This window comes from Halomonas sp. 3A7M (assembly GCF_014897875.1).
Taxonomy (GTDB): domain Bacteria; phylum Pseudomonadota; class Gammaproteobacteria; order Pseudomonadales; family Halomonadaceae; genus Vreelandella.
Genome location: NZ_JABUZD010000006.1, coordinates 1 through 24,368, shown reverse-complemented (window position 1 = coordinate 24,368; position 24,368 = coordinate 1). Strand labels below are relative to the sequence as shown.

Genomic DNA, 24,368 nt, shown 5'->3' with positions numbered 1-24,368 from the left:
CTGGCAGTGCCAGCGGTAACGTTAGCGCGAGTTAGGCATTTTGATCGATAAATTGGGTCAGCTGGGACTTAGACTGTGCACCTACCAGCGATGCCACTTTCGTACCGGACTTAAATAGCATCACTGTCGGAACGCCGCGCACGCCTTGTTCTGCAGCAATTTCAGGCGCATCGTCAACGTTCACGCTAACCACTTTCAGATTATCACCACGTTCGGCAGCAACTTCATCAACCACAGGTGCCATTACTTTACAGGGACCGCACCAGGGGGCCCAAAACTTCAGTAGGACTGGCTGTTCGGCGTTGAGGACTTCTTGCTCAAAATTGGCGTTGGTGACATCAACATTGTTAGCCATCTGTTTCTCCCGTTTGCGTTGCTCTTGCTGTTTCGTTGCCTCAAATGGAGCAACGGTCATTACGCGTTTTACTAGCGCACTTTCACCGCGCCAAGTTGGCAGATGTTAGCGGGCGCAGAAGGTGCTGGCAAATTTCCTATGACGTTTCGACAGCCATTATGAAAAATTAAGGGGTGTTCGTGACGGCTATTTTTTATACTATAAGTGAATTATAAGATGATTTTTTATTCAAAATTGTATGTATGAGGCGTGTCGCCCCCACGTATTGCACCTTTGAGTGCTTCGTGGGTGGTGCAAGTTAGCAGCGGCGCGAGGATGCGCTTCAACGTGCTTCCTGCATAGATAATAAGGTGAGGATATGAAGCTACAGCAACTTCGCTATATCTGGGAAGTCAATCGACACAACCTGAATGTGTCAGCCACCGCGCAGAGTTTGTTTACCTCGCAGCCGGGTATTTCCAAGCAGATACGCTTGCTTGAAGATGAGCTAGGTGTGGAGATTTTTGCACGTAGCGGAAAGCACCTTACCCGCGTAACGCCTGCAGGGCTGTCTATCATTGAGTTGGCAGGTCAGGTGTTGAAGCTGACCGAAAACATCAAACAAGTCGCCCAAGAGCACAGTGACGAGCGCCGGGGGAGTTTGTCGATTGCTACTACTCATACTCAGGCGCGCTATGCACTACCTCCTATCATCAGCGAGTTTACCCTCAAGTATCCTGATGTTGCCCTACATATGCAGCAGGGCACACCCAAGCAAATCGCTCAGATGGTTAGCGAAGGTCAGGCCGATTTTGCAATTGCCACTGAATCGCTAGAGCTATTCACCGACTTGGTGTTGTTACCTTGCTACCGCTGGAATCGCTGCGCTTTAGTACCTAAAGACCACCCCCTGGCATCGATAGACAAGCCGCTGACGCTTCAAGCGTTGGCCGAACATCCTCTCGTTACTTATGTGTTTGGGTTTACCGGCCGCTCGCAGTTAGATGATGCGTTTAAAGCACAGGGACTTACGCCCAATGTGGTGTTAACGGCCGCTGATGCTGATGTGATTAAAACCTATGTGCGACTGGGCATGGGGGTTGGTATTGTCGCCCAAATGGCGGTTGATCCGGTGCTAGATGAGGATTTGGTCGCATTGGACGCCAGCCATCTCTTCGCGAGTTCTACGACTAAGATTGGAATTCGCCGTGGCACCTTTATGCGCGGCTATATGTACGATTTCCTCGTACGCTTTGCACCTCATCTCACCCGAGACTTGGTAGACGAAGCCTTGTTGGCTGGCCCACGTTTTGAGCATGAGCTGTTTGAGGGAGTAGAGCTTCCTGAGCATTAGGAGCATCGGGTAGTGGGTGAATAGCGCTTGACGTGGGTGTCTGGGCGCTATTCACCGTTCTCTGCCTAATCAGTGCTGTAAGTGCAGGCCACACTCACGTTTGTCTTCTACCTTGGTGGGGTCGAAGTAGTCAAAGTTGTTGGGCAGGTCGTGTGCCTCAAGATAGTAGTACATATCTTTTGCAGTCCACTGCAGCAGCGGGGCAATTTTTAATAAGCCATCGCTGTTACGGCTGGCAGGCTGCATTTTAGCCCGCTCTGGGGTGTCCTCTGCCCGCAGGGCGGTGAACCAGACATCCGGCTGCATTTCCCGCAGGGCACGCTCAAACGGCTCAATCTTTACTTCTTGAGTGAAGGCTGCGTGACGTGGGTCGTCAATGCTGGGCATTGCCCCCTCTAGCGCTTCACGGTGAGCACGGGTTCGCTGCGGAATAAAGCTGACCATGTTTAGGTTCAGCCGCTGGATTAAGGCATCGGCGAATTGGTAAGTGGCCTCAGTGTTATAGCCACTATCCATCCATACGATGGGGATGTCTGGACGTGCCTGAGTGACCATATGCAGAATCACCGCCTCAAACGGCCGGAAATTGGTCGTGCAAATAGGACGCTCGCCTTGGCTAAGCGCCCACTTGATAAGCTCTTGGGGATTATTGGCAAAATCACGGTTAATGCTGTCAAGCGCTGAAGACATGCTGCCTCCTGTCATAAGGTCGAGTATGACACTAGGCTATCAAAGAGGAGGGGCTTAGCCCCAATACCGTTTGGTTTGGCTTTTATATTCCTTTTTGATGTAAGAATTTTGTTATTTATTCCAAGGCGCCGATTAGATGGCGGATTTTATCCAGCGTTTCTGTGTACTCCTCGTCTGCTCTAGAGTCGGCGACTAATCCTCCGCCGCCCCAAACATTTAGCTTGCCTGCATCTGCCACCATGGTGCGTATCGCAATTGATGTGTCCATGCTGCCCCGTTTATCAATGTACCCCAGGCTTCCGCAATAGACACTGCGTTGGCAAGGCTCCAACTCGTCGATAATTTGCATGGCGCGTATTTTAGGCGCGCCAGTAATAGAGCCGCCAGGAAACGCTGCTGTCAGCAGAGATAGCGGTGAGCGATGTTTGGCGAGCTGACCTTGAACCACGCTTACCAGGTGATGCACGTTGGGGTAGCTCTCTAACTGACATAGCTGCGGTACACGAATAGACCCAGGAGCGCATACGCGTCCCAAGTCATTGCGCAGCAAGTCAACAATCATGACATTTTCCGCGCGGTCTTTCGTGCTGCTTAATAGCTGTTCCGCTAGAGTGATATCCTCCTCCGGCGACTTACCTCGTGGTCGCGTGCCTTTGATTGGGCGCGTTTCCACTCGCCCGTCTTTACACTGGATAAAGCGTTCGGGGGAAAGCGAGAGTACCGCCTGGTTTTTCCATGCCATAAAGCCTGAGAAGGGCGTTGGCGTTGCCTTGCGAAGGCGTAGATAAGCCTGCCATTCATCGCCTTCATAGCTCGCTGTAAACCGCTGAGCAAGGTTAATTTGATAGCAGTCGCCGGCGCGAATGTAGTGCTGAACAGTGTTAAAACGTTCAGTGTAATCCGCTTGGCTTAGCTCGCCATGAAAGGGGCTGGTTAAGTGAAAGTCTTTAGCAACACTGGCAGGTGGCTGAGCTAGCCATTTCATGACCTGCTGTTGGCGAGTTGCTGTTGCAATGAGCCATGTTGCCTGCTTTTCGTGATCAAAGGTAATGCACCAGTCGTAAAGCCCCAAACGTGCCAATGGCAGATTAGTAACATTGGGGTGGCGGCTGGAAATCGCGAGGTTATTACGTCCTAGGTCATAACTCCAATAACCCATCAGGCCGCCTAAAAAAGGCAGCTCGCTGGGGAAATCTGTGCTGGGTAGCTGTTCAAGCATCCATTGCTGCTGGGCGGTCATATCTCCAGCGAGTGCCGAGGGAAGGTCCAGCTGCGTTGAAGTGAAGTTAGTTTGTCCATCAGGCATGACTTCTAGCGTAGCTAACGGATCACTGCTGATAATGTCGTAGCGCCCGTTTGCTGATGGGCGGCCGCTATCAAGTAATACCGCACCATGACGCTTTCGCAGGTGAGCAAAGATCTCCAGGGGAGTAGGAGAGTAGGGCAGGGCTTTAATGGTCAACGCCGATGTCATGGAGCAAACGCCAGGCCGATGGAAGGCATCGCATTCTAGAGGTCGTTAATAGATGACACCAGTGTTAACCACTGACGCCTTTCTCACGGTAGGTTAAACACGGTTAACGGAAAGAGCATGATTGTTGACATTAACCCAAGAATAAATGGCTGGGTTACACGAAAGGTGAATAAAATCGACCATTTTGACTAGTTGACGGCACAAATATGGCGGGCTAAAGTTCTCCTACCTCATAATTGTCGACAATTAGCCATGACCTCACTTGCTACTCTTTCTCGTTCTAAAGCTGATTCGCCCAGTGATCAGACCTCGCCAGAAGTCCGAACGCTGGCTGAGCGGGTCTTTCACCAGCTTCAAGACGCTATCGTACGTGGAGAGCTGGCGCCGGGCAGCAAAATTACCGAGCCGGGGCTTTCTAAAACGTACGGTATCTCTCGCGGTCCGCTGCGCGAAGCCATGCGGCGTTTAGAAGCGCACCGTTTAATTGAGCGTGTTCCTCACGTTGGCGCTCGCGTTGTCAAGCTCTCTATGAAAGAGCTGCTTGAGCTGTTTGATGTGCGCGAAGCGCTTGAGAGCATGGCAGCCCGCTTGGCTGCTGAGCATATGTCTGCCGAGGAGATTAAAGGGCTGCGTGAGGTGTTGGCCCTTCACGAAGGCCAGGCAGATCTCAAGCGTGGCGAAGCTTACTATCAGCGCGAAGGCGATCTCGACTTCCACTATCGCATTGTTCAAGGCAGCCATAACAAAATGCTGATGAACCTGCTTTGCGATGATCTCTACTACTTAGTGCGTCTTTACCGTACCCAGTTCAGCGCCAGCGGTAAGCGGCCCCAGCTCGCCTTTGTCGAGCACCATCGTATTGTAGATGCCATTGAAGCCGGAGATGCCGAGCTAGCGGAGTTGCTGATGCGCCGCCACGTTAGCGCTTCCCGAGCCAACGTCGCCGACCGTTACGCTGCTGTTCTTGAACAACAATCAACGTCATCAGCGGATTAGTTCGTTATGCCTATCCGCCAAGCCTTTTAAAGGAGCAATGCCAATGTCCACTTCATCTACTCTCACGCCAGGTGCTCGCTTTCGTGCTGCGCTAGACGCGAACCGCCCTTTACCGATTCTAGGCACGATTAACGCGTATACCGCGATGATGGCCGAGCGAGTAGGCCACCAAGCGATTTATCTGTCGGGCGGCGGCGTGGCTAACGCGTCTTTTGGCTTGCCGGACTTGGGTATGACCAGCATGAACGACGTGGTGGAAGATGCACATCGTATCTGTGGCGCTACCGATCTTCCGCTGCTGGTAGATATCGATACGGGCTGGGGCGGTGCTTTTAATATTTCGCGTACCGTTAAAGAGATGCAGCGCGCAGGCGTTGCTGCGGTTCATCTGGAAGACCAAGTGGCTCAAAAGCGCTGCGGCCACCGCCCGAATAAAGCCATTGTGTCCCAGCAGGAAATGGTTGACCGCATCAAAGCCGCGGCAGATGCCAAGCTTGATCCCGATTTCTATCTGATTGCGCGTACCGATGCGTTCCAGAAAGAGGGCTTAGACGCCGCTATCGAGCGTGCTAATGCCTGTGTGGAGGCGGGTGCGGATGCAATCTTCGCCGAAGCCGTGCACACCCTGGATGATTATCGTGCGTTCTGTTCGCGCGTGAATGCGCCAATACTGGCCAACATCACTGAGTTTGGCGCAACGCCGCTGTTCTCTCAGCAGGAGCTGGGCGAGGTGGGGTGTCGCATGGTGCTCTATCCGCTATCGGCCTTCCGCGCTATGAATGCTGCCGCATTGAAGGTGTATCAGAGCATTTTAGATAACGGTCATCAAAAAGAGGTGGTCGATACCATGCAGACTCGCGATGAGCTGTACGACTTTTTAAATTATCACGATTTCGAGCAAAAGCTCGACGCGCTATTTGCTGAGCAGAAAGACGCTTAATAGCCGTTAACATTATCAATACTAAAACATATAAAAAGAGCTAACAGGAGACACGACATGGCTGACAAACCGCAAAACAGCGCAGGACTCCGTGGTCAAAGCGCCGGTACTACAGCGCTGTGTACGGTGGGTAAAACGGGTTCCGGATTAACCTACCGTGGTTTTGATATCAAAGAGCTGGCCGAGAAGGCGAAGTTTGAAGAAGTCGCGTATTTATTACTGAAAGGCAAGCTGCCCAATCAAGCCGAGCTTGATAGTTACATTACCAAGCTGAAGGGGCTGCGTGGCTTACCCGATGCTTTGAAAACCGTACTGGAGCAAATTCCCAAAGATGCGCACCCGATGGATGTTATGCGCACCGGTACCTCCATGCTGGGTAACCTGGAGACAGAAGAGAGCTTTGACCAGCAGCAGGATGTTTCTGATCGGCTGTTAGCGGTACTGCCCTCGATTATTTGCTACTGGTACCGCTTTAGCCATGACGGCGTTCGCATTGATACTGAAACTGACGATGCCTCGGTAGGCGGTCACTTCTTGCATATGCTGCGTGGCGAGCCCGCTTCTGAGTTGCATGCGCGGGTTATGAACGTATCGCTGATTCTATACGCCGAGCATGAGTTCAATGCGTCAACGTTCACGGCGCGGGTTTGCGCCTCGACGCTTTCCGATATGCACTCCTGTGTTACCGGCGCGATTGGTTCGTTGCGTGGCCCGCTACATGGCGGTGCTAACGAAGCGGCCATGGCGATGATCGAGAACTGGGCGTCACCGGAAGAAGCTGAGCGTGAAATGCTTGGTATGCTTGAGCGCAAAGAGAAAATCATGGGCTTTGGCCATGCCATTTATCGCGAGTCTGACCCGCGTAATGAAATTATCAAAGAGTGGTCGAAGAAACTTTCTGAAGACGTTGGCGACAGCGTGCTTTACCCCGTTTCTGTGCGCTGTGAAGAAGTTATGTGGCGCGAGAAGAAGCTTTTCTGCAATGCGGACTTCTTCCATGCCAGTGCTTACCACTTCATGGATATTCCGACCAAACTGTTCACGCCAATCTTCGTCATGTCCCGTTTAACGGGATGGGCAGCGCATGTGTTTGAGCAGCGCGCCAATAACCGCATTATTCGCCCCAGCGCCGACTACACTGGTCCTGAGAAGAGCGAGTGGGTGCCCATCGAAGCGCGTGACTAACCCTTAACGGGCCGTGATTAAGTGAGAGGCATTATGAACACGAATTATCGTAAGCCGCTGCCAGGCGTGACAGCAGAGGGTGCTCCGGTAGATTACTTCGACGCGCATCAAGCCGTTGAAGATATCAAGCCCGGCGCCTACGCGACGCTGCCCTACACGTCCAGAGTGTTGGCTGAGCAGTTGGTACGCCGCTGCGATCCAGCGCTGTTAACCGATGCACTGAAACAGCTCATCGAGCGCAAGCAAGATTTGGATTTTCCTTGGTACCCGGCACGCGTTGTATGCCATGACATCCTGGGGCAGACCGCGTTAGTCGACCTTGCTGGCCTAAGGGATGCCATCGCTGAGAAGGGCGGTGATCCGGCTAAAGTGAATCCTGTGGTGCCTACACAGCTGATTGTTGACCACTCATTGGCCGTTGAACACGCTGGGTTTGAGAAAGACGCGTTCGAAAAAAACCGCCAGGTGGAAGATCGCCGTAACGATGACCGCTTCCACTTCATTAACTGGACCAAAGTGGCTTTTGAGAACGTTGATGTTATTCCTCCGGGCAACGGCATTATGCACCAGATCAATCTGGAGAAAATGTCGCCGGTAGTGCAGTGCCGCCCTGATGAACAAGGAGTGCGTGTTGCTTACCCAGATACCTGTGTGGGTACCGATAGCCACACGCCGATGGTCGATGCGCTGGGTGTTATTTCCGTTGGTGTGGGTGGTCTTGAAGCCGAAAGTGTGATGCTGGGCCGTGCTTCGATGATGCGCCTGCCGGATATCGTTGGTGTAGAACTCTCTGGCAAGCTGCAGCCAGGCATTACCAGCACCGATATGGTGTTGGCGATTACCGAGTTTCTACGCAAAGAGCGTGTAGTCGGTGCCTACCTGGAGTTTTACGGAGAAGGTGCCGACGCGTTAACCGTAGGCGACCGGGCGACCATTTCCAACATGACGCCAGAGTACGGCGCCACGGCGGCGATGTTCTACATCGACAACCAAACCGTTGATTACCTCAAGCTTACGGGTCGTGAGGATGAGCAGGTTGCTCTGGTTGAAGCCTATGCCAAGCACACAGGGCTATGGGCCGATAGCCTAAAAACTGCTGAGTATGAGCGGGTACTGCGCTTTGATCTTTCAAGCGTTAATCGCACCTTGGCGGGGCCTTCCAACCCTCATGCTCATTTGCCCACCTCGGAGCTGGCCCAACGCGGCATCGCGATCGACTTGGATAAAGCAAGGGCCGACGAGCAAGCAGGTAGAATGCCAGATGGTGCGGTGATTATCGCCGCGATTACCAGCTGCACGAATACTTCTAACCCGCGCAATATGGTGGCAGCTGGCTTAATTGCTCGTAATGCTAACCGCTTAGGGTTAACCCGCAAACCGTGGGTAAAATCGTCGCTGGCGCCGGGATCGAAAACCGTCAAGATGTATCTGGAAGAAGCCAAGCTGATGGATGAGCTGGAAACACTTGGCTTTGGTGTCGTGGCGTACGCCTGTACGACCTGTAACGGCATGTCCGGGGCGTTAGATCCGGTCATCCAGAAAGAAATTATCGACCGTGATCTATACGCCACAGCGGTACTTTCCGGTAACCGTAACTTTGACGGGCGCATTCACCCCTATGCGAAGCAGGCATTTCTGGCATCGCCGCCCTTAGTGGTTGCCTACGCCATTGCCGGCACGATTCGCTTTGATATTGAGAAAGACGTACTGGGCACCGACCAAAACGGAAACCCCGTCACGCTAAAAGATATCTGGCCCGACGATAGCGAAATCGATGCGATTGTGAAGGCTTCCGTGAAGCCGGAGCAGTTCCGTCAGACCTATATCCCGATGTTCGACCTCGACAAGAGCGCGCGCGTTCAGGTCAGCCCGCTTTATGAGTGGCGGCCTCAGAGCACTTATATTCGTCGGCCTCCCTACTGGGAAGGCAATATGGCTGCCGAACGTGGTTTGAAAGGTATGCGTCCGTTGGCGATTTTGCCGGACAATATCACCACCGACCATTTGTCGCCTTCTAACGCGATTATGCTGGACAGCGCAGCAGGTGAGTATCTGCACAAGATGGGCCTGCCTGAGGAGGACTTTAACTCCTACGCGACCCACCGCGGCGATCATTTAACTGCCCAGCGGGCAACATTAGCGAACCCGAAGCTGTTCAATGAAATGGTCCACGACGAGCAGGGCAAAGTGCTGCAGGGGTCGTTGGCACGTGTTGAGCCAGAAGGCACTGTGACGCGGATGTGGGAAGCCATTGAAACGTATATGGCACGTAAACAGCCGCTGATTATTATTGCCGGTGCGGATTATGGTCAGGGTTCCTCGCGTGACTGGGCGGCGAAAGGTGTTGCGCTAGCGGGTGTTGAAGCCATTGTAGCCGAAGGCTTTGAGCGTATTCACCGGACCAATTTAATTGGTATGGGCGTGATGCCGCTGCAGTTTGAGGAGGGCACCACACGTAAAACCTTGGCGCTGGACGGTACGGAAGTCTTCGACGTAGAAGGCACTCCTCAGCCCCGAGCCAAGCTGACGCTGGTTATTCATCGTCAAAGTGGTACCACTGAACGTGTGCCGGTGATCTGCCGTATTGATACCGCCGAAGAGGTCACGATTTACTCTGCCGGTGGGGTCTTGCAGCGTTTCGCCCAGGACTTTCTTGAGTCCACCACGGCGTAGCCAAATTGGCGTGTAACGCAGCGCCAAGGCGATTAATGAAAGAGCCCGTCGCTAAGCGCCGGGCTCTTTTTTCGGCATGCGATTAGTGAACATGGTCATTGATAATCGTCATTGAGAATGTTCAGGCATCGTCATTGAAAATGGTTAGGGAGCGTTATTTATGTCTCATGTTGGACAAATTAGTATTCCTGCGACGTATATGCGCGGTGGCACCAGTAAGGGGGTATTTTTCACCTTGGACAACTTGCCCGAGGCGGCAAGAGTGCCGGGCGAGGCGCGAGATAAACTGCTGATGAGGGTGATTGGTAGCCCAGACCCCTATGAAAAGCAGATCGATGGGATGGGAGGGGCAACCTCAAGCACCAGTAAAACGGTGATTCTTTCCAAGAGTGAGTCGTCAGATCACGATGTGGACTACCTGTTTGGCCAGGTTTCAATTGATAAGCCGTTTGTGGATTGGAGCGGCAACTGCGGCAACTTATCGGCAGCAGTAGGTCCTTATGCGATTGCTAATGGGTTAGTTGACCCCGCCAAAATACCGCAAAACGGTGTCGCTGAAGTACGTATTTGGCAGGTCAATATCAGTAAAACCATTGTCTCTAAAGTGCCTATTGTTAATGGACAGGTGCAGGAGACCGGCGATTTTGAGCTAGACGGTGTGACCTTTCCTGCCGCTGAGATTCCTGTGGCCTTTATGGATCCTGCGGATGGTGAGGGGGCAATTTTCCCAACCGGGAACTTGGTCGATGACTTGGAAGTGCCCGGGGTTGGCGTTTTAAAAGCGACGCTGATTAATGCGGGTATTCCCACCGTGTTTGTTAACGCCCAGGACATAGGCTATACCGGTTGCGAACTACAGGAAGCAATTAACAGCGATGCCAAAGCACTCGCCATGTTCGAGACCATTCGTGCCCATGCTGCGGTGCGTATGGGATTGATTAAGCATGTTGATGAAGCGGCCAGCCGGCAGCACACGCCGAAGGTGGCTTTCGTTGCCCCGCCGGCTAGCTATACGGCGTCCAGTGGTAAAGCGGTGAGTGCGGAAAACATCGATCTTGTGGTAAGGGCGCTTTCCATGGGTAAACTGCACCACGCAATGATGGGCACCGCAGCGGTTGCCATCTGCGCGGCAGCAGCCATTCAAGGCACGTTAGTAAATTTAGCCGCAGGTGGTGAGGAGCGTGAAGCGGTGACCTTTGGGCATCCTTCTGGCTCGTTGCGTGTAGGTGCAAAAGCAAGTCTGACTGATGGGCGCTGGCAGATTGATCAAGCTGTCATGAGCCGCAGCGCGCGGGTGTTAATGGAAGGCTCTGTACGCATACCCGGAGATAGCTTTTAAAGAGTATTCGCGCGTGAATACTAGGTGACGCCTTGCCGCCGTTTTGGGAATGCCCTAAACGGCGGCTTCAGCCTAGAGAGATGTAAGTTTTATACTTATCTTTGCTTTAGCAGTTTACTCTTCAATCGCTACTTGGTCGCGCATACGATCAACAGTGGCGGGGCCAATGCCGCTAACGCGGGTTAGATCATCTACATTAGCAAATGCGCCATTATTTTCGCGCTCTTCTATAATCGCGGCCGCACGGCTGGGTCCGATACCAGGTAACTCAGCAAGCAGCTCAGCATCCGCTGTATTCACATTAATAGGCGCGATGTCTTGTGCCAATGCAAGGCCCGAAACCCCTAAGCTTAGGCTCAATAGCAGTGCAGCCAATAGTCCTTTTAGCGTTATTTTCATTGTTAATATCCTCATAGATTTCCCTAAAGCCGCCTTTCCCATCGGTTGTTGTACTTGGAGTGATAGGCTGTGGCGGTTTGCGCATGCAAAAAGGTTGACTGTTCCTTCAATACCTTTTGCCTTAATTAAACTAATACATTTATAGGAGGTGAGCTGTAAGACATTAACGATGGTGTTTGTAAGATTTTTGCTCTCTGATAATGGTTAATCACTTACACAGCGGGATCGGGATGGCTGTTATAATGCTGTCAAATGGAAAATGGAGTTAAGCACAGTGTCTACTGATACCCCGTTGATTATCGCGTTGGATTATTCCTCTCTTGATGCGGCTTTATGCATGGCAGATCAGCTTGACCCTAAGCGCTGCCGGGTAAAGGTGGGTAAAGAGTTGTTTACGCGCAGTGGCCCTGCGGTACTGGAAGCCTTGCATGGGCGTGGTTTTGAAATTTTTCTAGACTTAAAATTTCATGACATTCCCAATACGGTGGCAGGCGCGGTGCAGGCGGCAGCTGAGCAAGGCGTATGGATGGTTAACGTGCATGCTTCTGGCGGGCGCAAGATGATGGAAGCGGCCGCTAAGCGTTTAGATGATCATGGGCTAAGTACACATCTTATTGCCGTTACGGTGCTAACCAGCATGCAAGCTGAGGATCTGCATGAGGTAGGCATAGCTGCTACGCCGGAAGAGCATGTATTGCGTTTAGCCGCATTAACTCAGCAGAGCGGATTAGGCGGTGTTGTCTGTTCAGCCCAAGAGGCGGCGCAAATCAAGGCGCTGTGTGGCGACGACTTTTTGAAGGTAACTCCTGGAATACGCCCAAGCTTTGCAGCGGCTAATGACCAACAGCGTATTATGACACCCAGTGATGCGATGCGTGTTGGCAGTACGCACTTAGTGATTGGGCGACCGGTAACACAGGCGGCAGAGCCAATGATGGCGCTAGCAGCCATAGAAGCTGAACTGGCTGGCTGACGGTACTACCGCTTACTCGCCATCAACCCCGGTAATGGGCTTAATGGTGCCCCAGCGGCGGCAGCTAGGGCACTGCCATGCCAGGCTGTCGCTGGCAAAGCCGCAGCGGCGGCAGCGATGGCGGGCTTTGCCCTCTAAAAGGGCATTGGTGTGGTGCTTAAGTAACAGCAAACGCGTGTCTGGCGGAGTTTTTCCACTCAGACGTTGGCTTTCATGATAAAGGTCGATTAGGTAATCAAGCCCACCCAGGCTGGGTGCCTCCCTTAGCCACTCGCCCGTTTGCTCAATAGCACTATCTACGCCATCTCTTTGATGAACGAGCTCTCCGAGGGCGATAATAATGCTGGTGTACGGTGCTTGTCCCAGCAGTCGATAAAGATGCGTTTCAAACCCTTGAATGTCGTTATTACGCTCATAGGCATGCTGAAGGGTGGGCAGCATGGTGGGAATGTGCGCAATATCCTGCTGGGGAATATGGTTTAGGCGCTCAATGGCGCGTGTGTAATGCCCATTATCCATCTCCAGCTCAGCAAGTAGTAACGTCGCGCGGACGCATCGCTCATCCAATTGAAGCGCTTTTTTTAAGTGCTTACGGGCGATCGCGCGACTTGCTTGATGTATCTCCTGCTGGGCGAGTTCACATAGCCAGTGAGCAGCAGGTCGTTGCATGCCGGGCTGTTGCTTGAACAGTGATTGAGCCTCGTCGAGTGCTTCTTGCCAGTCTTTTTCGCGCTCAAGCAAATCAATCAGTAGCCGCTTGGCTTCCTGGCGATAGGTGTCATTGTCTGATTTATCCAGCAGCGCTCTCAGCATTCGCTGAGCTCGGTCGTGAACGCCTAACGCCATAAAGTCACGTGCTAGCTCAAGCTGCACATGTTCGTTAGTGCTGGTGGAAAGGGCAGGGCGAGCAAGCAGGTTTTGATGAATGCTAACGGCTTTGTCTGCTTCACCGCGTGCGCGAAACAGCTTGCCTAGCGCTATGTGGGTTTCCACAGTATCGCTATTAACATCCAGTGCATTGACAAACGTATTGATAGCTTCGTCGGGCTGCTCATTGAGCAGGTAATTCAGCCCGACAAAGTACTCTCTCGATAAACCAGATGGGCGAGAGTCGTGAGTGCGCTGGCGGCGGCGGGAAGCGTGACGAACACCCAGGCCAAAGCCGATGGCAATGGCTGCCAGTAGAACGCCTAGCAGCACGACATCATACATTTAAGCCAGTTCCTTAAGCTCCTGAGTGCGTAAGCGGTCTAGCTCTTTGCGCTGTTGCTTATTGTGTCGTTCACTTCGTGCTAGCTGCGCTTTAAGGCGCACGTAAACACCTAGCATGGCAAGCATGCCTAAGATAACGCCGAAAGTTAACGTAGCTAGCAGCCAGACAGAGAGTGACACAGGCGGCAGTTCTGCCCAAATTAGGTTTAAGGCAATGGTTTGTTGGTTGTTGACGGCAAATAAAATGCCCACCAGTAGAACAACCAGCAATATGACGGCCAGAATCAGCCCTTTGATCCAACGCATGAGAGTTTCCTAGTCAGTGACGTTCATAATGGCTCTATTGTGTATGAGTCGTGGCGCGGCGTCATCCCACATAAAGTCGGATAACAAGATCAAAAGAGCCTTGCTATTGGCAATGCCGAGGTTGTGTAGCCTCGGTTAGCTCATTAATAGCCAAGTGCGCGGCTTGCATCTACCTGTTCGCGCAACTCTTTGCCCGGTTTGAAGTGCGGCACATACTTGCCGTCCAAGTCGACCGGGTCTCCTGTTTTAGGGTTGCGCCCGACACGAGGCTCTCGGTAGTGAAGCGAAAAGCTGCCGAACCCCCGGATCTCAACCCGTCCCCCGCTAGCAAGAGCATCGGTCATATCGTCTAAAATAATACGCACCGCCGTTTCTACTTCTTTGGCGGATAGCTCCGGTTGACGCATCGCAATTTGTTCGATTAGTTCAGATTTGGTCATCGGTTGGCTCCCTGCGAACTTTAATGGCCGTGACGCGCTTGCGACCTCGATAACAACAGAGTCAGCATACTGCGCATAACAGGATAAAACAATTCAGATAAAACAAGGTACTAGAATGAATATCAGCATAGGCGAAGTGAGGCGCTGGCGCGACCCTGTGGCTTAGGTATACTGGCGACTCATTTTGTAACTGGAGAGGCTGACGTTGAACGACGATACTTCCCCTGCAGCCATATTGCGTAAACGGCTTTATTGGCACTCTCGCCGTGGCATGTGGGAGCTTGACCTGCTGCTGATACCGTTTCTTGAACACCGCTTTGATGAACTGAGTGAAGATGAGCAGTTGGCCTATCAGCGCTTAATTGAGGAAGAGGATCAAGATCTCTTTGGATGGTTGATGCGTCGTGAATGGCCCGAGGAGCCATCATTAAAGCGCATCGTGCAGATGATCGTAGAACATGCAGAAAATACCGATAACTCTGCTTATCGCACGCTCTAAAATCCAGTGCGCTTTTCACGCATTCTTGGCATTCGGGTTGTGTGCGGTGACAGCATGGCTTATTAGTCCATGGGTAGCGTTGCTTGCGGCAGTAATCGCGATACTGTTGCTGAGCCGTGAGTATCGCTATCAACCCATGGGAGAGTTAAGAGTTTCAAAAAGCGGCCATCACTTAAGTGCGCAGTGGTTATCGGAAGAGGGTGAGCTTGAAAACGAACAGCCTGTTAACGCTGATTACGTGGGCCCTTGGTTAATCGGGCTCCGTGTCGGGCCGCAGCGGCTTTGGTTGTGGCCAGATAGTTTGCCTGCACACAGTCAACGTTCGCTGCGGCGCTTATGCCATCGTCCCGGGCGCTAGCTGATCAAGTGACATCTCCGAAGCCGCTGTATTCTCCTGGTGCTTAGGCCAGTCGATAGAGTAATGCAGTCCCCGTGATTCATGTCTCTGAAGTGCCGCCAATACCGTCAACTTTGCAAGCCACAGTGCTTGCTGTAAACGCACGCTTTCAGGGTGGCTGCGCTTGCCTGCGGTGTCTTCAAAAGCGTTGTTAGAGCCACTCTTAGAGCTGTCAGCAACACCGTCAAGGCTGTCGTTTAGAATGTCGTTAAGCTGCGTCTCAAGTTCGTTCAGCTTATGGTGAGCGATAGTTAGCCCCTGATTGCTGCGAACAATCGAAACGTGCTGACTCATTGTTGCCCGCAGTTCGCTACGTATAGCCGCCAGGGCTTCCAAGGAAGTGGATGACCACTGCTGGCCTAGCAGCGGCATTGTATCGGGGGTATCGCTAAGAGTCTCTTTAGGTGCAACTGGCCGTGTTTGCGCGCGTTTTTCCTGCGTGAGTAAGTGCTTTGCGCAGCTTCTGGCGTATACCAGGCACTCCAATAGTGAGTTGCTAGCCATGCGATTTGCGCCATGTAGGCCTGTGTAGGCAAGCTCACCAACCGCATAGAGATTGGTGACGTGAGTTGCGCCACGCTGGTCTGTGGCAACACCGCCACAGCTGTAATGAGCGGCAGGCACTACTGGGATGGGTTGGCGGGTTATATCAATTCCCCGAGAGGCGCAGTGTGCCAAAATAGTAGGGAAGTGGTGGCGAATAGCGGCTGCTCCAAGGTGGCTGATATCTAGCCATACATGCCCTTGGCTGCTTTGTTGGATTTGCGAATCGATTGCTCGAGCAACGACGTCTCTGGGCGCCAGCTCAGCGCGAGAATCAATATCGGGCATAAACCGATGACCGGCCTCATTTAGCAGGTGCCCGCCTTCTCCTCGTACGGCTTCGCTAATTAAAAAAGCAGGTCCTTCTGGGTCAAATAGACAGGTAGGATGAAACTGCTGAAACTCAAGATTCATCAGTTTTGCGCCCAGTTCAGCGGCCATCACCATGCCTTCCCCACTGCTGGGCGATGGGGTGGTGGTGTGTCGATAAAGGCCACTTGCACCGCCTGTTGCTAGTACGATGTGCTTGGCAAGCAGTGTTTGTTGATGCTGCTGTTGATCTACGCCTTCCGCGCCAATACAGCGGCCTGTGGCATCGCTGATTAAGTGCAGGATGGTTAAGTCACTGCGCTGAGTAATATTGGGGTGAGAAGTGACTTTTTCGTACAGCGTATCGACTACCGCGCGTCCAGTTGCATCGTCAGCATGAATAATGCGGCGTGCGTTGTGGCCGCCTTCCCGTGTTAAATGATAAGGGTGGCGGGCGCTCGGGTCTGGATCCGGTGTAAAGGGGACACCGTTGTCGATTAGCCACTGAATGGCATCTGGGCCGTGTGTCACGGTAAATCGAACAGCCTCTTCATCACATAGGCCATCACCAGCAATGAGCGTATCTCGCACATGGGCATCCAGATCGTCGTCTGGCGAGAGCACGGCGGCTATTCCACCCTGCGCCCAGCGGCTGGCTCCTTGGTCATCCAGAGCGGGCCTAACCAGGGTTACCGAAAGGTGGTCAGCAACTTCAAGGGCTAAAGTTAGGCCGGCGACGCCGCCGCCGATGACAAGTACGTCGGATGTTGGCGAGCTCATGGGGCCGGATCCTCTTTTACATTCAAACGCAGTAGGTGCTAAATGCTTCGCGTGCTGTAGACAGCAGAGGAAGGCATCATAGCGTGACTGTTGTCACTTGGCGATGAGGGTCTGTGAAAAATTGCTTTCAGCGCATATAGATAGCGGCTAAACGCTCTAGTGCGATATTTAAGAGGGGGCAAGCTATTTGACGATCGGATACAACAGGATGGATAAAAAAGAGGGGTAATCAAAAAATTGAAGAGCCTTGTAAGAAGCACAAAAAAGCTTCTCTAGTGCTCTTAAAACAAGATGGGAAACGTTTGCTGCTGAAAGAAGGGGAGGTGCTAATTAAATATGGTGCCCGGAGCCGGACTTGAACCGGCACGGAGTTGCCTCCGAGAGATTTTAAGTCTCTTGCGTCTACCAATTTCGCCATCCGGGCAGTGCATCGCAGGAATATTGCTATTCATCGCCACACTTAAATGGAGGCTGGAGTCGGAATCGAACCGGCGTACACGGAGTTGCAGTCCGCTGCATAACCACTCTGCCATCCAGCCTAACAAGTCGTTGGAGCGAGAAAGTAGATGCGATCGGACTGGCGTTCCAGCTCACGACCCTCTCTTGCTTTACTACGCTATCCAAGTTGGAGCGGGAAAGGAGATTCGAACTCCCGACCCTCGCCTTGGCAAGGCGATGCTCTACCACTGAGCTATTCCCGCTCGACTCGAGGGCGAATTATACACATCGCTACGCGCTTGTCAATTAATGAATTTGTCTGAAGGTTCAGTCGTCTAGAGAGTCGATCACATGGAACGACTCAAGTGGGGCCAGGCCGCTTTAAGGTACTGCGCCATGGACCACAGCGTAAGAATGGCTGCAGCGTAAAGAACAACCACACCCATTAGCGCAAACTCATGTCCTGGAGGGAAGGCCAGAAGTATGAGCAAGGCAACCATCTGCAGTGTTGTTTTAAGCTTACCGATCCAGGACACCGCAACCATACCTCGCTTGCCCATTTCGGCCATCCACTCACGAAGTGCCGAAATGACGATTTCGCGGCCGATAATGACCAATGCGGGCAGTGTTAATACCAGTGTGTCAAAACGCTCAATGAGTAGCGCCAGTGCAACCGCGACCATCAATTTATCAGCCACAGGATCGAGAAACGCGCCAAACGGCGTTGATTGATTCCAGCGGCGGGCTAAGTAGCCATCTAGCCAGTCGGTGATGGATGCTAGTGCAAATAAGCCTGCAGCGACTGGCATACTCCAACTGAAAGGTAGGTAAAAAAGCACTACTAACAGTGGAATAAAAACGATTCTTGCCAGAGTAAGTATGTTGGGTATATTCATCGCGGGGCGCGATCCTTGCCGGAGAGTCATGGAAGACGGAGTGTAGTGGGGGATATTCTATCCCCCTTGGTGCTTAGCATCCATGTTAACAGTAGGTTTATCCATTTAGGGATTGGTAAATTGTCTCAGCGAGCGAGGCATTAATGCCAGGTACGCGCGCCAGCTCATCGCGGCTAGCTTTCTGAACGCCCTGCAAGCCGCCGAAGAAGCGTAATAGTTCGCGCCGTCTTTTAGGGCCTATGCCGGGAATGTCTTGAAGTGTAGAGGTGCGGCGTGCTTTGTCACGTTGAGCGCGGTGGCCGGCAATGGCAAAACGGTGAGATTCATCGCGTATATGCTGAATTAAATGTAATGCTGGCGACGCGGGGTCAAGGGGTAAGGGATTGTCAGTGGTTTCTAGAAAGAGCGTTTCTAGGCCTGCTTTACGAGTGGTGCCTTTAGCAACGCCGAGCAAAATGATATCGGTAACCGCTAGCTCGGTTAACACACCGCGAGCCATGTTCAACTGACCTTTGCCGCCATCGACGATCAAAATGTCAGGCGCCACTGCCTCGCCGCTTTTTACCCGTTTAAGGCGGCGTGTTAGTGCTTGTTGCATGGCTGCATAATCATCGCCTGCGGCGACGCCTTCGATGCGGAAGTGGCGGTAATCGCTCTTGCGTGGGCCCTGATGGTCAAATACGACACAGGAAGCAACGGTCGCTTCCCCATGGCTGTGGCTAATGTCAAAACACTCAAGGCGCTGGGGTATTTTGTCCAATGCGAGCGCTTTCTGGAGGGCTTCAAATCGCTGAGTAAGCTGGGTTTTGTTAGCTAGCTGCGAAGCAAGCTGTTGCTCGGCATTGGTCATAGCCAGATGCTGCCACTGGGCGCGATGCCCCCGAACTTGGCTGGTGACGCGAACGCGTTTGCCCGCTTGCTGTGAAAGTGCGTCGGCAATCAGTGGGCTATCTTCCAGTGGGTGGCTGGTAATTACTTCACTGGGTACGTTGTGGGGTTGACCAAAGTAGTACTGGCTAACGACTTCCGTCAGCAGCATGTCCGGTGGCAGGTCGAGGTCGTTTTTAGGCGTGTGATGGCGAGCGCCCAGTAAGCGGCCATCGCGAACGCTAAGTATTGATATGCCTAACGCCCCTGGGCGTTGGGCTAGCGCAAAGACATCGGCATCACCACTTTCGTTATCGACAAACTGGCGTTGCTGTAACTGGCGTAGCTGCTGTATTTGGTCACGCAGCCTTGCTGCTTCTTCAAAATTCAAAGCGCGGCTGGCCGTTTCCATCTCCTCGCTAAGAAGCTGGGTGACGTGTTCGCTTTTACCTTCAAGGCACATCACTGCATGCTCAACGTCGCGTCGATAATCTGCTTCCGAAATGAAGTCAACGCAAGGCGCGCTACAGCGCTGAATTTGATATTGCAGGCATGGTCGAGAGCGGTGGGCAAACACGCTATCTTCACAATTACGTATGCGAAAAATTTTCTGCATCAGCGCTAGGCTTTCTTTCACCGCTCCGCTACTTGGATAAGGACCTAAATAGCGGCCATCTCCTCGACGCTGTCGCGCGCGTTTATATTCAAGCGCAGGGTAAGCGTGCCGATCGGTCACAAATACGAAAGGGTAGGACTTGTCGTCTCTTAGCAGAATGTTATAGGGCGGACGCAGTTCTTTTATCAGCGTCTGCTCTAGCAGCAGGGCCTCTGTTTCGCTACGGGTGACGGTAATTTGGATATCTGCAATTCGTGCCACCATCGCCTGGGTTTTGGCATTAAGCTGGCCACGGAAATAGCTAGCAAGTCGAGCTTTCAGGCGCTTGGCTTTGCCGACATAGAGAGTGTTGCTGTGCTCGTCCAGCATCCTATAAACACCGGGCGAGGCACTGACAGAGCTTAAAAATTGCTTGGCATCAAAAGTCATGGCTGGATATCGGCGCTTCTAGGCAACGGAAGCTGCGATGGTAGGTCTATCCCAGCATGGCGTCAAAGCCCTCAACTAAACCGTGGCGTAGTGCTAGGTGGGTAAGCTCTACATCGGTAGCGACCTCTAGTTTGTCAAATAGCCGATAGCGATAGGTGTTCACTGTTTTGGGGCTAAGGTGCAAGCGGTCTGAAATATCCTGGACGCGCTGGCAGTTGACAATCATCAGGGCGATTTGTAGCTCACGATGCGATAGGTGTCTAAACGGATTGTCTTCGTCAGTAAAATGGGAAAGCGCCAACCGCTGGGCGATTTCTTGGCTGACATAGCGCTTTCCGTGAAAGACTTGGCGGATAGCGTCGGTCATCTCTGACGTGTCAGCCCCTTTGCTGAGGAAGCCAATCGCACCCGCTTCCAGCATGAGCCGTAACGCACTATCTTCAATGTGAGCGGTTAATATGAGTACTTTGACGTCTTCCATTGTTCTATGGATGCGGCGAGTAGCTTCGAGTCCGCCGATGCCCGGCATGCGAATATCCATAACGACAATGTCAGGTTTTAAACGACGGCATTGAGCCACTGCGCTTTCGCCATCGTCGACCTCACCTACGACTTTAATATCGCACTCTTCGTTTAGCAGATGAGCAATGCTGGTTCTCACTAGGTGATGATCATCGGCGATTAAAACTTTGATCAAGGTGCAGGCTCCTGCATGAAATCATCGTAGTGGTGGGCCTAAGCCGCGTTGCATGATATAGAGTGCCACAGCTCTAAACAAAGGAGAATTTAGTTGATAGTTGTTCATGATTAGCTTGACGCTAAGCAAATTACTGGCGTAGTATCTCGCCGCTGCTCAATGAGTGGTTTGAAGAAAGCGGCATGTAAAACTATGTGGGGCCTTAGCTCAGCTGGGAGAGCGCAACACTGGCAGTGTTGAGGTCAGCGGTTCGATCCCGCTAGGCTCCACCATTTTATAGACCCACAGAATCCAAAAAAACGCCTCGTTACCAGTAACGAGGCGTTTTTTTATGCTTATCATTTTCAATTGATAGTTCGTGCGAGGGTATATGCGAGAGTACGTGTGAGAGTGCGTGCTGTTGGGCGTTCACGTGACTGAAAGCCTGTGCTAAAAAAGCACGTACCCTTAGGCGTTACTCGTCGTTGGCAATTTTGCCAAGCAGTAAAAATTCAATTAGCGCTTTTTGTGCATGCAGGCGATTCCCCGCTTCTTGCCACACGACAGCGCGTGGATCGTCCAATAAGGTAGTGCTGATCTCTTCGCCGCGGTGGGCAGGCAGGCAGTGTAGGAAAAGCACATCAGGTTGTGCGCTATCAAGCATTGCTTCAGTGACCTGGAAGCCTGCAAAGTCTGCTTCGCGCTTAGCTTGTTCTTCTTCCTGCCCCATGGATGCCCACACATCTGTCGTGATCAAGTCGGCGTCTTTGGCAGCCTCGTGGGGGTTGTGATGCAACGTTACGCAGTCCCCGGCGGCTTCCATAATGTCAGCGCGGGGTTCATAGCCTTTAGGGCAACAAACGCGCAGTTTGAAACCAAACTGACGGGCGGCATTAATCCAGGAGTGGCACATGTTATTGCCATCACCTACCCAAACAGCCGTGCGTCCTTCTACACTGCCACGCAGCTCGGTCCAGGTCATCACGTCTGCAAGCAATTGGCAAGGATGGTAATCGTCACTTAACGCGTTAATCACAGGCACGCTGCTGGCGTTGGCATAGGCTTCTAAGCCTGCGTGTGAAAAGGTCCGAATCATTACCGCATCGACCATTTCGGACAGTACGCGGGCGGTGTCTTCAATCGGCTCTCCACGCCCTAGCTGGGTGTCGCGGGGAGAGAGAAAGAGGGCGTGACCGCCGAACTGCGCCATGCCGGTTTCAAACGACACACGAGTGCGAGTCGAAGATTTTTCAAAAATCATCGCCAGCGTGCGGTTAGGCAGCGGCGTATAGATGGGGCCGTTAGCCTTGAGCTCGGTTTTGATCTTAATCGCACGCTGAATCAGGTACGCCAGCTCATCTGGGGTTAAATCCAGCAAGGTTAAGAAATGGCGTGTCGCCATGATGATATCTCTCCGCGCAAAAACACTATCCTAGCGATGCGGCGGGGGATGCGCAACGCGCTCGGCATGCGTAGAATGACGACCCACATGGTAAGGCCGAGTAGTTTGCTCAAGTATTAGGTTGCACAGCAACAAAAGGTAATCTTCGGCTTTAAGGGTTAAAGCGAGTTAACGAATTGCGTAAACTGGCGAGATAACATCACTTGTTTTAGGAGCACATCATGAGTACGACTGCCGAAAATATTCAGCGCCAAATTAGTGAAAACCCCATTCTTATCTACATGAAAGGTACCCCCCAGCTGCCGCAGTGTGGTTTTTCTGCACAAACAGTGCAGGCGCTGATGGGCTGCGGTGAGCGTTTTGCCTTTGTTAACGTGCTGGATAATCCAGATATTCGCGCTGAGCTGCCAAAAATTGCTAACTGGCCGACCTTCCCGCAGCTTTGGGTGGAAGGCGAATTGGTTGGCGGCTGCGATATCGTGATCGAGATGCATCAAAGTGGTGAGCTCGAAAAGCTGATCAAAGAAGCTGCCCAGCGTGCTGGCGCTGCTGAAAGTGACAACAACGCTTAACGTTTATTGCCCAATGCCGCTTGGTCTGGTGGACTGCTAGTCTATTGGGCTGAGCGGTTGGCGGGCTGCAGCGCAGCCGCTAGAATGGTGTCCTTTTCGCATCGACAGTTAGCCCGCCAAAGGAAGTAATGCTCAATGAGCTATCAGGTTCTGGCCCGCAAATGGCGGCCGCGTACATTCCACGAGCTCGTGGGCCAGGCCCATGTTCAGCGCGCCTTGGTCAATGCGCTCGACCAAGGCCGTCTTCACCATGCCTACCTATTTACGGGTACTCGCGGGGTGGGCAAGACCACCCTTGCGCGTATCCTGGCTAAATGCCTTAACTGCACCGCAAATGGCCGTGGTAATGAAGGCATTACCTCAACGCCTTGCGGTAAGTGCGACAGCTGTCGCGCGATTGATGAAGGTCGATTCGTTGACTTGATCGAGGTCGATGCTGCTTCACGGACAAAGGTTGAAGATACCCGAGAGCTGCTTGATAACGTGCAGTATGCGCCAACGCAAGGGCGCTATAAGGTGTACCTGATTGACGAGGTACACATGCTGTCGACCAGCAGTTTCAATGCGTTGCTTAAAACGCTGGAAGAGCCGCCACCCCACGTGAAGTTTCTGCTGGCCACCACAGATCCGCAAAAACTGCCCGCCACCGTCCTATCCCGCTGTTTACAGTTCACGCTTAAGCATATGCCCCCTGAACGGGTGGTAGAGCACCTAACCTATGTGCTGGGGGAGGAAGGGGTCGAGTATGATGAGAGCGCTCTGTGGCTGTTAGGTAAGGCCGCAGAAGGTTCTATGCGCGATGCAATGAGCCTGACCGATCAAGCCATTGCCTTTGGCCAGGGGGCGATTCGCCATGCGGATGTCGCTGCCATGCTGGGTACCTTGGATCATCGCCATGTGTTGGCGCTGGTAGAAGCACTGGCTGATGTTGATGTTCAGCGTCTGCTAGCCGAGGTTGCTCAGTTATCGGAGCAGGGGCCTGATTTTGCAGCAGTATTGGATGAGTTAAGTGCGGTTCTGCATCGCTTGGCTGTGGCGCAGATGGTGCCTGATGCCGTTGATAATAGCCACGGTGATCGAGCGCTTATTCAACAGCTGGCGAGCCGCTTTACTGCCGAGGATATTCAACTCTATTACCAGATCGGCATTCAAGGGCGCGGCGACATGGTGCATGCACCTGATCTGCGCAGTGCGCTGGAAATGACGCTGTTGCGAATGCTGGCGTTTCGCCCCCAGGGCGTACCAAAGCCTGCTGCCACGCCGCTTCCGCTGCGTCGCGAACCTTCCAGTGACGCTGTTTCCCAAGCCGCGGTGTCGCATGAGCCTGTCTCTCATGAACCTGCTGCTCAGGTAGCTGCATCTGAGGATAGCGACGCATCTGAACCAGTCTCTGCCCATGAGCCAGCGGCAAAAAAGCTTGAGCCTGCGCTGCCGAGCAATCAGGCAACAATGCCTGACTCAGCCGCGGTGCAGGCGAGTGCTGCCCCGGGTGCAACTGACGAGTTAAGCGCGCCTGACGCTGTTTCATCAGAGCAAGCACCACCCTGGTCGCTTGACGAGGTGGAGAGTGCCGCCATGCTTTCTTCAGAGCCAGAGCCAGAGCCAGAGCCAGAGCCAGAGCCAGAGCCA

General features: G+C 52.8%; 23 protein-coding genes and 4 tRNA genes. 12 read left to right on the top strand and 15 right to left on the bottom strand.

Annotated elements, in window-relative coordinates:
* Positions 1-31 precede the first annotated feature (31 nt).
* Positions 32-415, bottom strand: a complete 384-nt coding sequence (gene trxA, locus INT19_RS00295) for a thioredoxin (protein ID WP_009722702.1) — start codon at positions 413-415, stop codon at positions 32-34.
* Positions 416-713: 298 nt separating this feature from the next.
* On the opposite strand from trxA, the gene cysB reads away from it, so the two are divergent.
* Entirely contained in the window at positions 714-1,688 is a 975-nt protein-coding gene (cysB, locus tag INT19_RS00290; protein WP_089038607.1) for an HTH-type transcriptional regulator CysB, read from the top strand.
* 69 nt (positions 1,689-1,757) lie between these two features.
* On the opposite strand, the gene INT19_RS00285 is transcribed toward cysB, so the two are convergent.
* The gene (locus INT19_RS00285; RefSeq protein ID WP_193059266.1) at positions 1,758-2,378 is read right to left on the bottom strand and encodes a phosphoadenosine phosphosulfate reductase domain-containing protein; all 621 of its coding nucleotides are present in this window, start codon (positions 2,376-2,378) and stop codon (positions 1,758-1,760) included.
* Between the two features lie 115 nt (positions 2,379-2,493).
* Positions 2,494-3,852 carry an aminodeoxychorismate synthase component I gene (gene pabB, locus INT19_RS00280; protein ID WP_193059265.1) on the bottom strand — a complete coding sequence of 453 codons (1,359 nt, stop codon included), beginning with the start codon at positions 3,850-3,852 and terminating at the stop codon, positions 2,494-2,496.
* Positions 3,853-4,104: 252 nt separating this feature from the next.
* Here pabB and INT19_RS00275 point away from each other — a divergent pair, with 252 nt between their 5' ends.
* From INT19_RS00275 to prpF, 5 genes are all read left to right on the top strand, one after another.
* Positions 4,105-4,848, top strand: a complete 744-nt coding sequence (locus tag INT19_RS00275) for a GntR family transcriptional regulator (protein ID WP_089038604.1) — start codon at positions 4,105-4,107, stop codon at positions 4,846-4,848.
* A 43-nt stretch (positions 4,849-4,891) separates the two neighbouring features.
* Positions 4,892-5,788, top strand: coding sequence for a methylisocitrate lyase (prpB, locus tag INT19_RS00270; protein WP_226912621.1), 897 nt, complete (start codon positions 4,892-4,894; stop codon positions 5,786-5,788).
* A 57-nt stretch (positions 5,789-5,845) separates the two neighbouring features.
* A complete protein-coding gene (gene prpC / locus INT19_RS00265; protein WP_038482861.1) occupies positions 5,846-6,973 on the top strand; it encodes a bifunctional 2-methylcitrate synthase/citrate synthase in 1,128 nt (375 codons plus the stop codon).
* 33 nt (positions 6,974-7,006) lie between these two features.
* The gene (gene acnD, locus INT19_RS00260) at positions 7,007-9,646 is read left to right on the top strand and encodes a Fe/S-dependent 2-methylisocitrate dehydratase AcnD (protein WP_193059263.1); all 2,640 of its coding nucleotides are present in this window, start codon (positions 7,007-7,009) and stop codon (positions 9,644-9,646) included.
* A gap of 160 nt (positions 9,647-9,806) precedes the next feature.
* Positions 9,807-10,985 (top strand): 2-methylaconitate cis-trans isomerase PrpF, encoded by a 1,179-nt coding sequence (gene prpF, locus INT19_RS00255; protein ID WP_193059262.1) that lies wholly within the window; start codon positions 9,807-9,809, stop codon positions 10,983-10,985.
* A gap of 114 nt (positions 10,986-11,099) precedes the next feature.
* Here the strand turns inward: prpF and INT19_RS00250 are convergent, their stop codons facing one another.
* Positions 11,100-11,384, bottom strand: coding sequence for a ComEA family DNA-binding protein (locus tag INT19_RS00250; RefSeq protein ID WP_193059261.1), 285 nt, complete (start codon positions 11,382-11,384; stop codon positions 11,100-11,102).
* Positions 11,385-11,658: 274 nt separating this feature from the next.
* Here INT19_RS00250 and pyrF point away from each other — a divergent pair, with 274 nt between their 5' ends.
* Entirely contained in the window at positions 11,659-12,357 is a 699-nt protein-coding gene (gene pyrF / locus INT19_RS00245; protein ID WP_193059260.1) for an orotidine-5'-phosphate decarboxylase, read from the top strand.
* A 12-nt stretch (positions 12,358-12,369) separates the two neighbouring features.
* Here the strand turns inward: pyrF and lapB are convergent, their stop codons facing one another.
* From lapB to INT19_RS00230, 3 genes are all read right to left on the bottom strand, one after another.
* Positions 12,370-13,569 carry a lipopolysaccharide assembly protein LapB gene (gene lapB / locus INT19_RS00240; RefSeq protein ID WP_193059259.1) on the bottom strand — a complete coding sequence of 400 codons (1,200 nt, stop codon included), beginning with the start codon at positions 13,567-13,569 and terminating at the stop codon, positions 12,370-12,372.
* Entirely contained in the window at positions 13,570-13,875 is a 306-nt protein-coding gene (locus INT19_RS00235) for a lipopolysaccharide assembly protein LapA domain-containing protein (RefSeq protein WP_038482879.1), read from the bottom strand.
* Positions 13,876-14,018: 143 nt separating this feature from the next.
* Positions 14,019-14,315 carry an integration host factor subunit beta gene (locus tag INT19_RS00230; RefSeq protein WP_009722715.1) on the bottom strand — a complete coding sequence of 99 codons (297 nt, stop codon included), beginning with the start codon at positions 14,313-14,315 and terminating at the stop codon, positions 14,019-14,021.
* Between the two features lie 205 nt (positions 14,316-14,520).
* On the opposite strand from INT19_RS00230, the gene INT19_RS00225 reads away from it, so the two are divergent.
* On the top strand, positions 14,521-14,814 hold the full coding sequence (locus INT19_RS00225; RefSeq protein ID WP_009722716.1) for an FAD assembly factor SdhE: 294 nt from the start codon (positions 14,521-14,523) through the stop codon (positions 14,812-14,814).
* A 46-nt stretch (positions 14,815-14,860) separates the two neighbouring features.
* Complete coding sequence (locus INT19_RS00220; protein WP_232471489.1) at positions 14,861-15,172, top strand: hypothetical protein; 312 nt, start codon at positions 14,861-14,863, stop codon at positions 15,170-15,172.
* On the opposite strand, the gene nadB is transcribed toward INT19_RS00220, so the two are convergent.
* The 7 genes from nadB to uvrY all read right to left on the bottom strand — a co-directional run bounded on the left by nadB (position 15,149) and on the right by uvrY (position 20,786).
* Entirely contained in the window at positions 15,149-16,843 is a 1,695-nt protein-coding gene (gene nadB / locus INT19_RS00215; RefSeq protein ID WP_193059258.1) for an L-aspartate oxidase, read from the bottom strand. The two genes, INT19_RS00220 and nadB, sit on opposite strands and share 24 nt — an antisense overlap.
* 337 nt (positions 16,844-17,180) lie before the next feature.
* Positions 17,181-17,267 (bottom strand) — tRNA-Leu (locus INT19_RS00210).
* 41 nt (positions 17,268-17,308) lie between these two features.
* Positions 17,309-17,382, bottom strand: a tRNA-Cys gene (locus tag INT19_RS00205).
* A gap of 87 nt (positions 17,383-17,469) precedes the next feature.
* A tRNA-Gly gene (locus INT19_RS00200) sits at positions 17,470-17,544 on the bottom strand.
* An 84-nt stretch (positions 17,545-17,628) separates the two neighbouring features.
* Positions 17,629-18,177, bottom strand: a complete 549-nt coding sequence (gene pgsA / locus INT19_RS00195; protein WP_038482886.1) for a CDP-diacylglycerol--glycerol-3-phosphate 3-phosphatidyltransferase — start codon at positions 18,175-18,177, stop codon at positions 17,629-17,631.
* 97 nt (positions 18,178-18,274) lie between these two features.
* Positions 18,275-20,089, bottom strand: coding sequence for an excinuclease ABC subunit UvrC (gene uvrC, locus INT19_RS00190; protein ID WP_089038595.1), 1,815 nt, complete (start codon positions 20,087-20,089; stop codon positions 18,275-18,277).
* A 46-nt stretch (positions 20,090-20,135) separates the two neighbouring features.
* On the bottom strand, positions 20,136-20,786 hold the full coding sequence (uvrY, locus tag INT19_RS00185; protein ID WP_038482893.1) for a UvrY/SirA/GacA family response regulator transcription factor: 651 nt from the start codon (positions 20,784-20,786) through the stop codon (positions 20,136-20,138).
* Between the two features lie 196 nt (positions 20,787-20,982).
* On the opposite strand from uvrY, the gene INT19_RS00180 reads away from it, so the two are divergent.
* Positions 20,983-21,058: transfer RNA gene (locus INT19_RS00180), tRNA-Ala, on the top strand.
* Positions 21,059-21,240: 182 nt separating this feature from the next.
* On the opposite strand, the gene argF is transcribed toward INT19_RS00180, so the two are convergent.
* Complete coding sequence (gene argF / locus INT19_RS00175; protein WP_193059257.1) at positions 21,241-22,167, bottom strand: ornithine carbamoyltransferase; 927 nt, start codon at positions 22,165-22,167, stop codon at positions 21,241-21,243.
* Between the two features lie 221 nt (positions 22,168-22,388).
* Here argF and grxD point away from each other — a divergent pair, with 221 nt between their 5' ends.
* Complete coding sequence (grxD, locus tag INT19_RS00170; protein ID WP_038482899.1) at positions 22,389-22,739, top strand: Grx4 family monothiol glutaredoxin; 351 nt, start codon at positions 22,389-22,391, stop codon at positions 22,737-22,739.
* Positions 22,740-22,874: 135 nt separating this feature from the next.
* Positions 22,875-24,368 (top strand): DNA polymerase III subunit gamma/tau (gene dnaX, locus INT19_RS00165; RefSeq protein ID WP_193059256.1); only part of this gene is annotated, 1,494 nt, incomplete at its 3' end.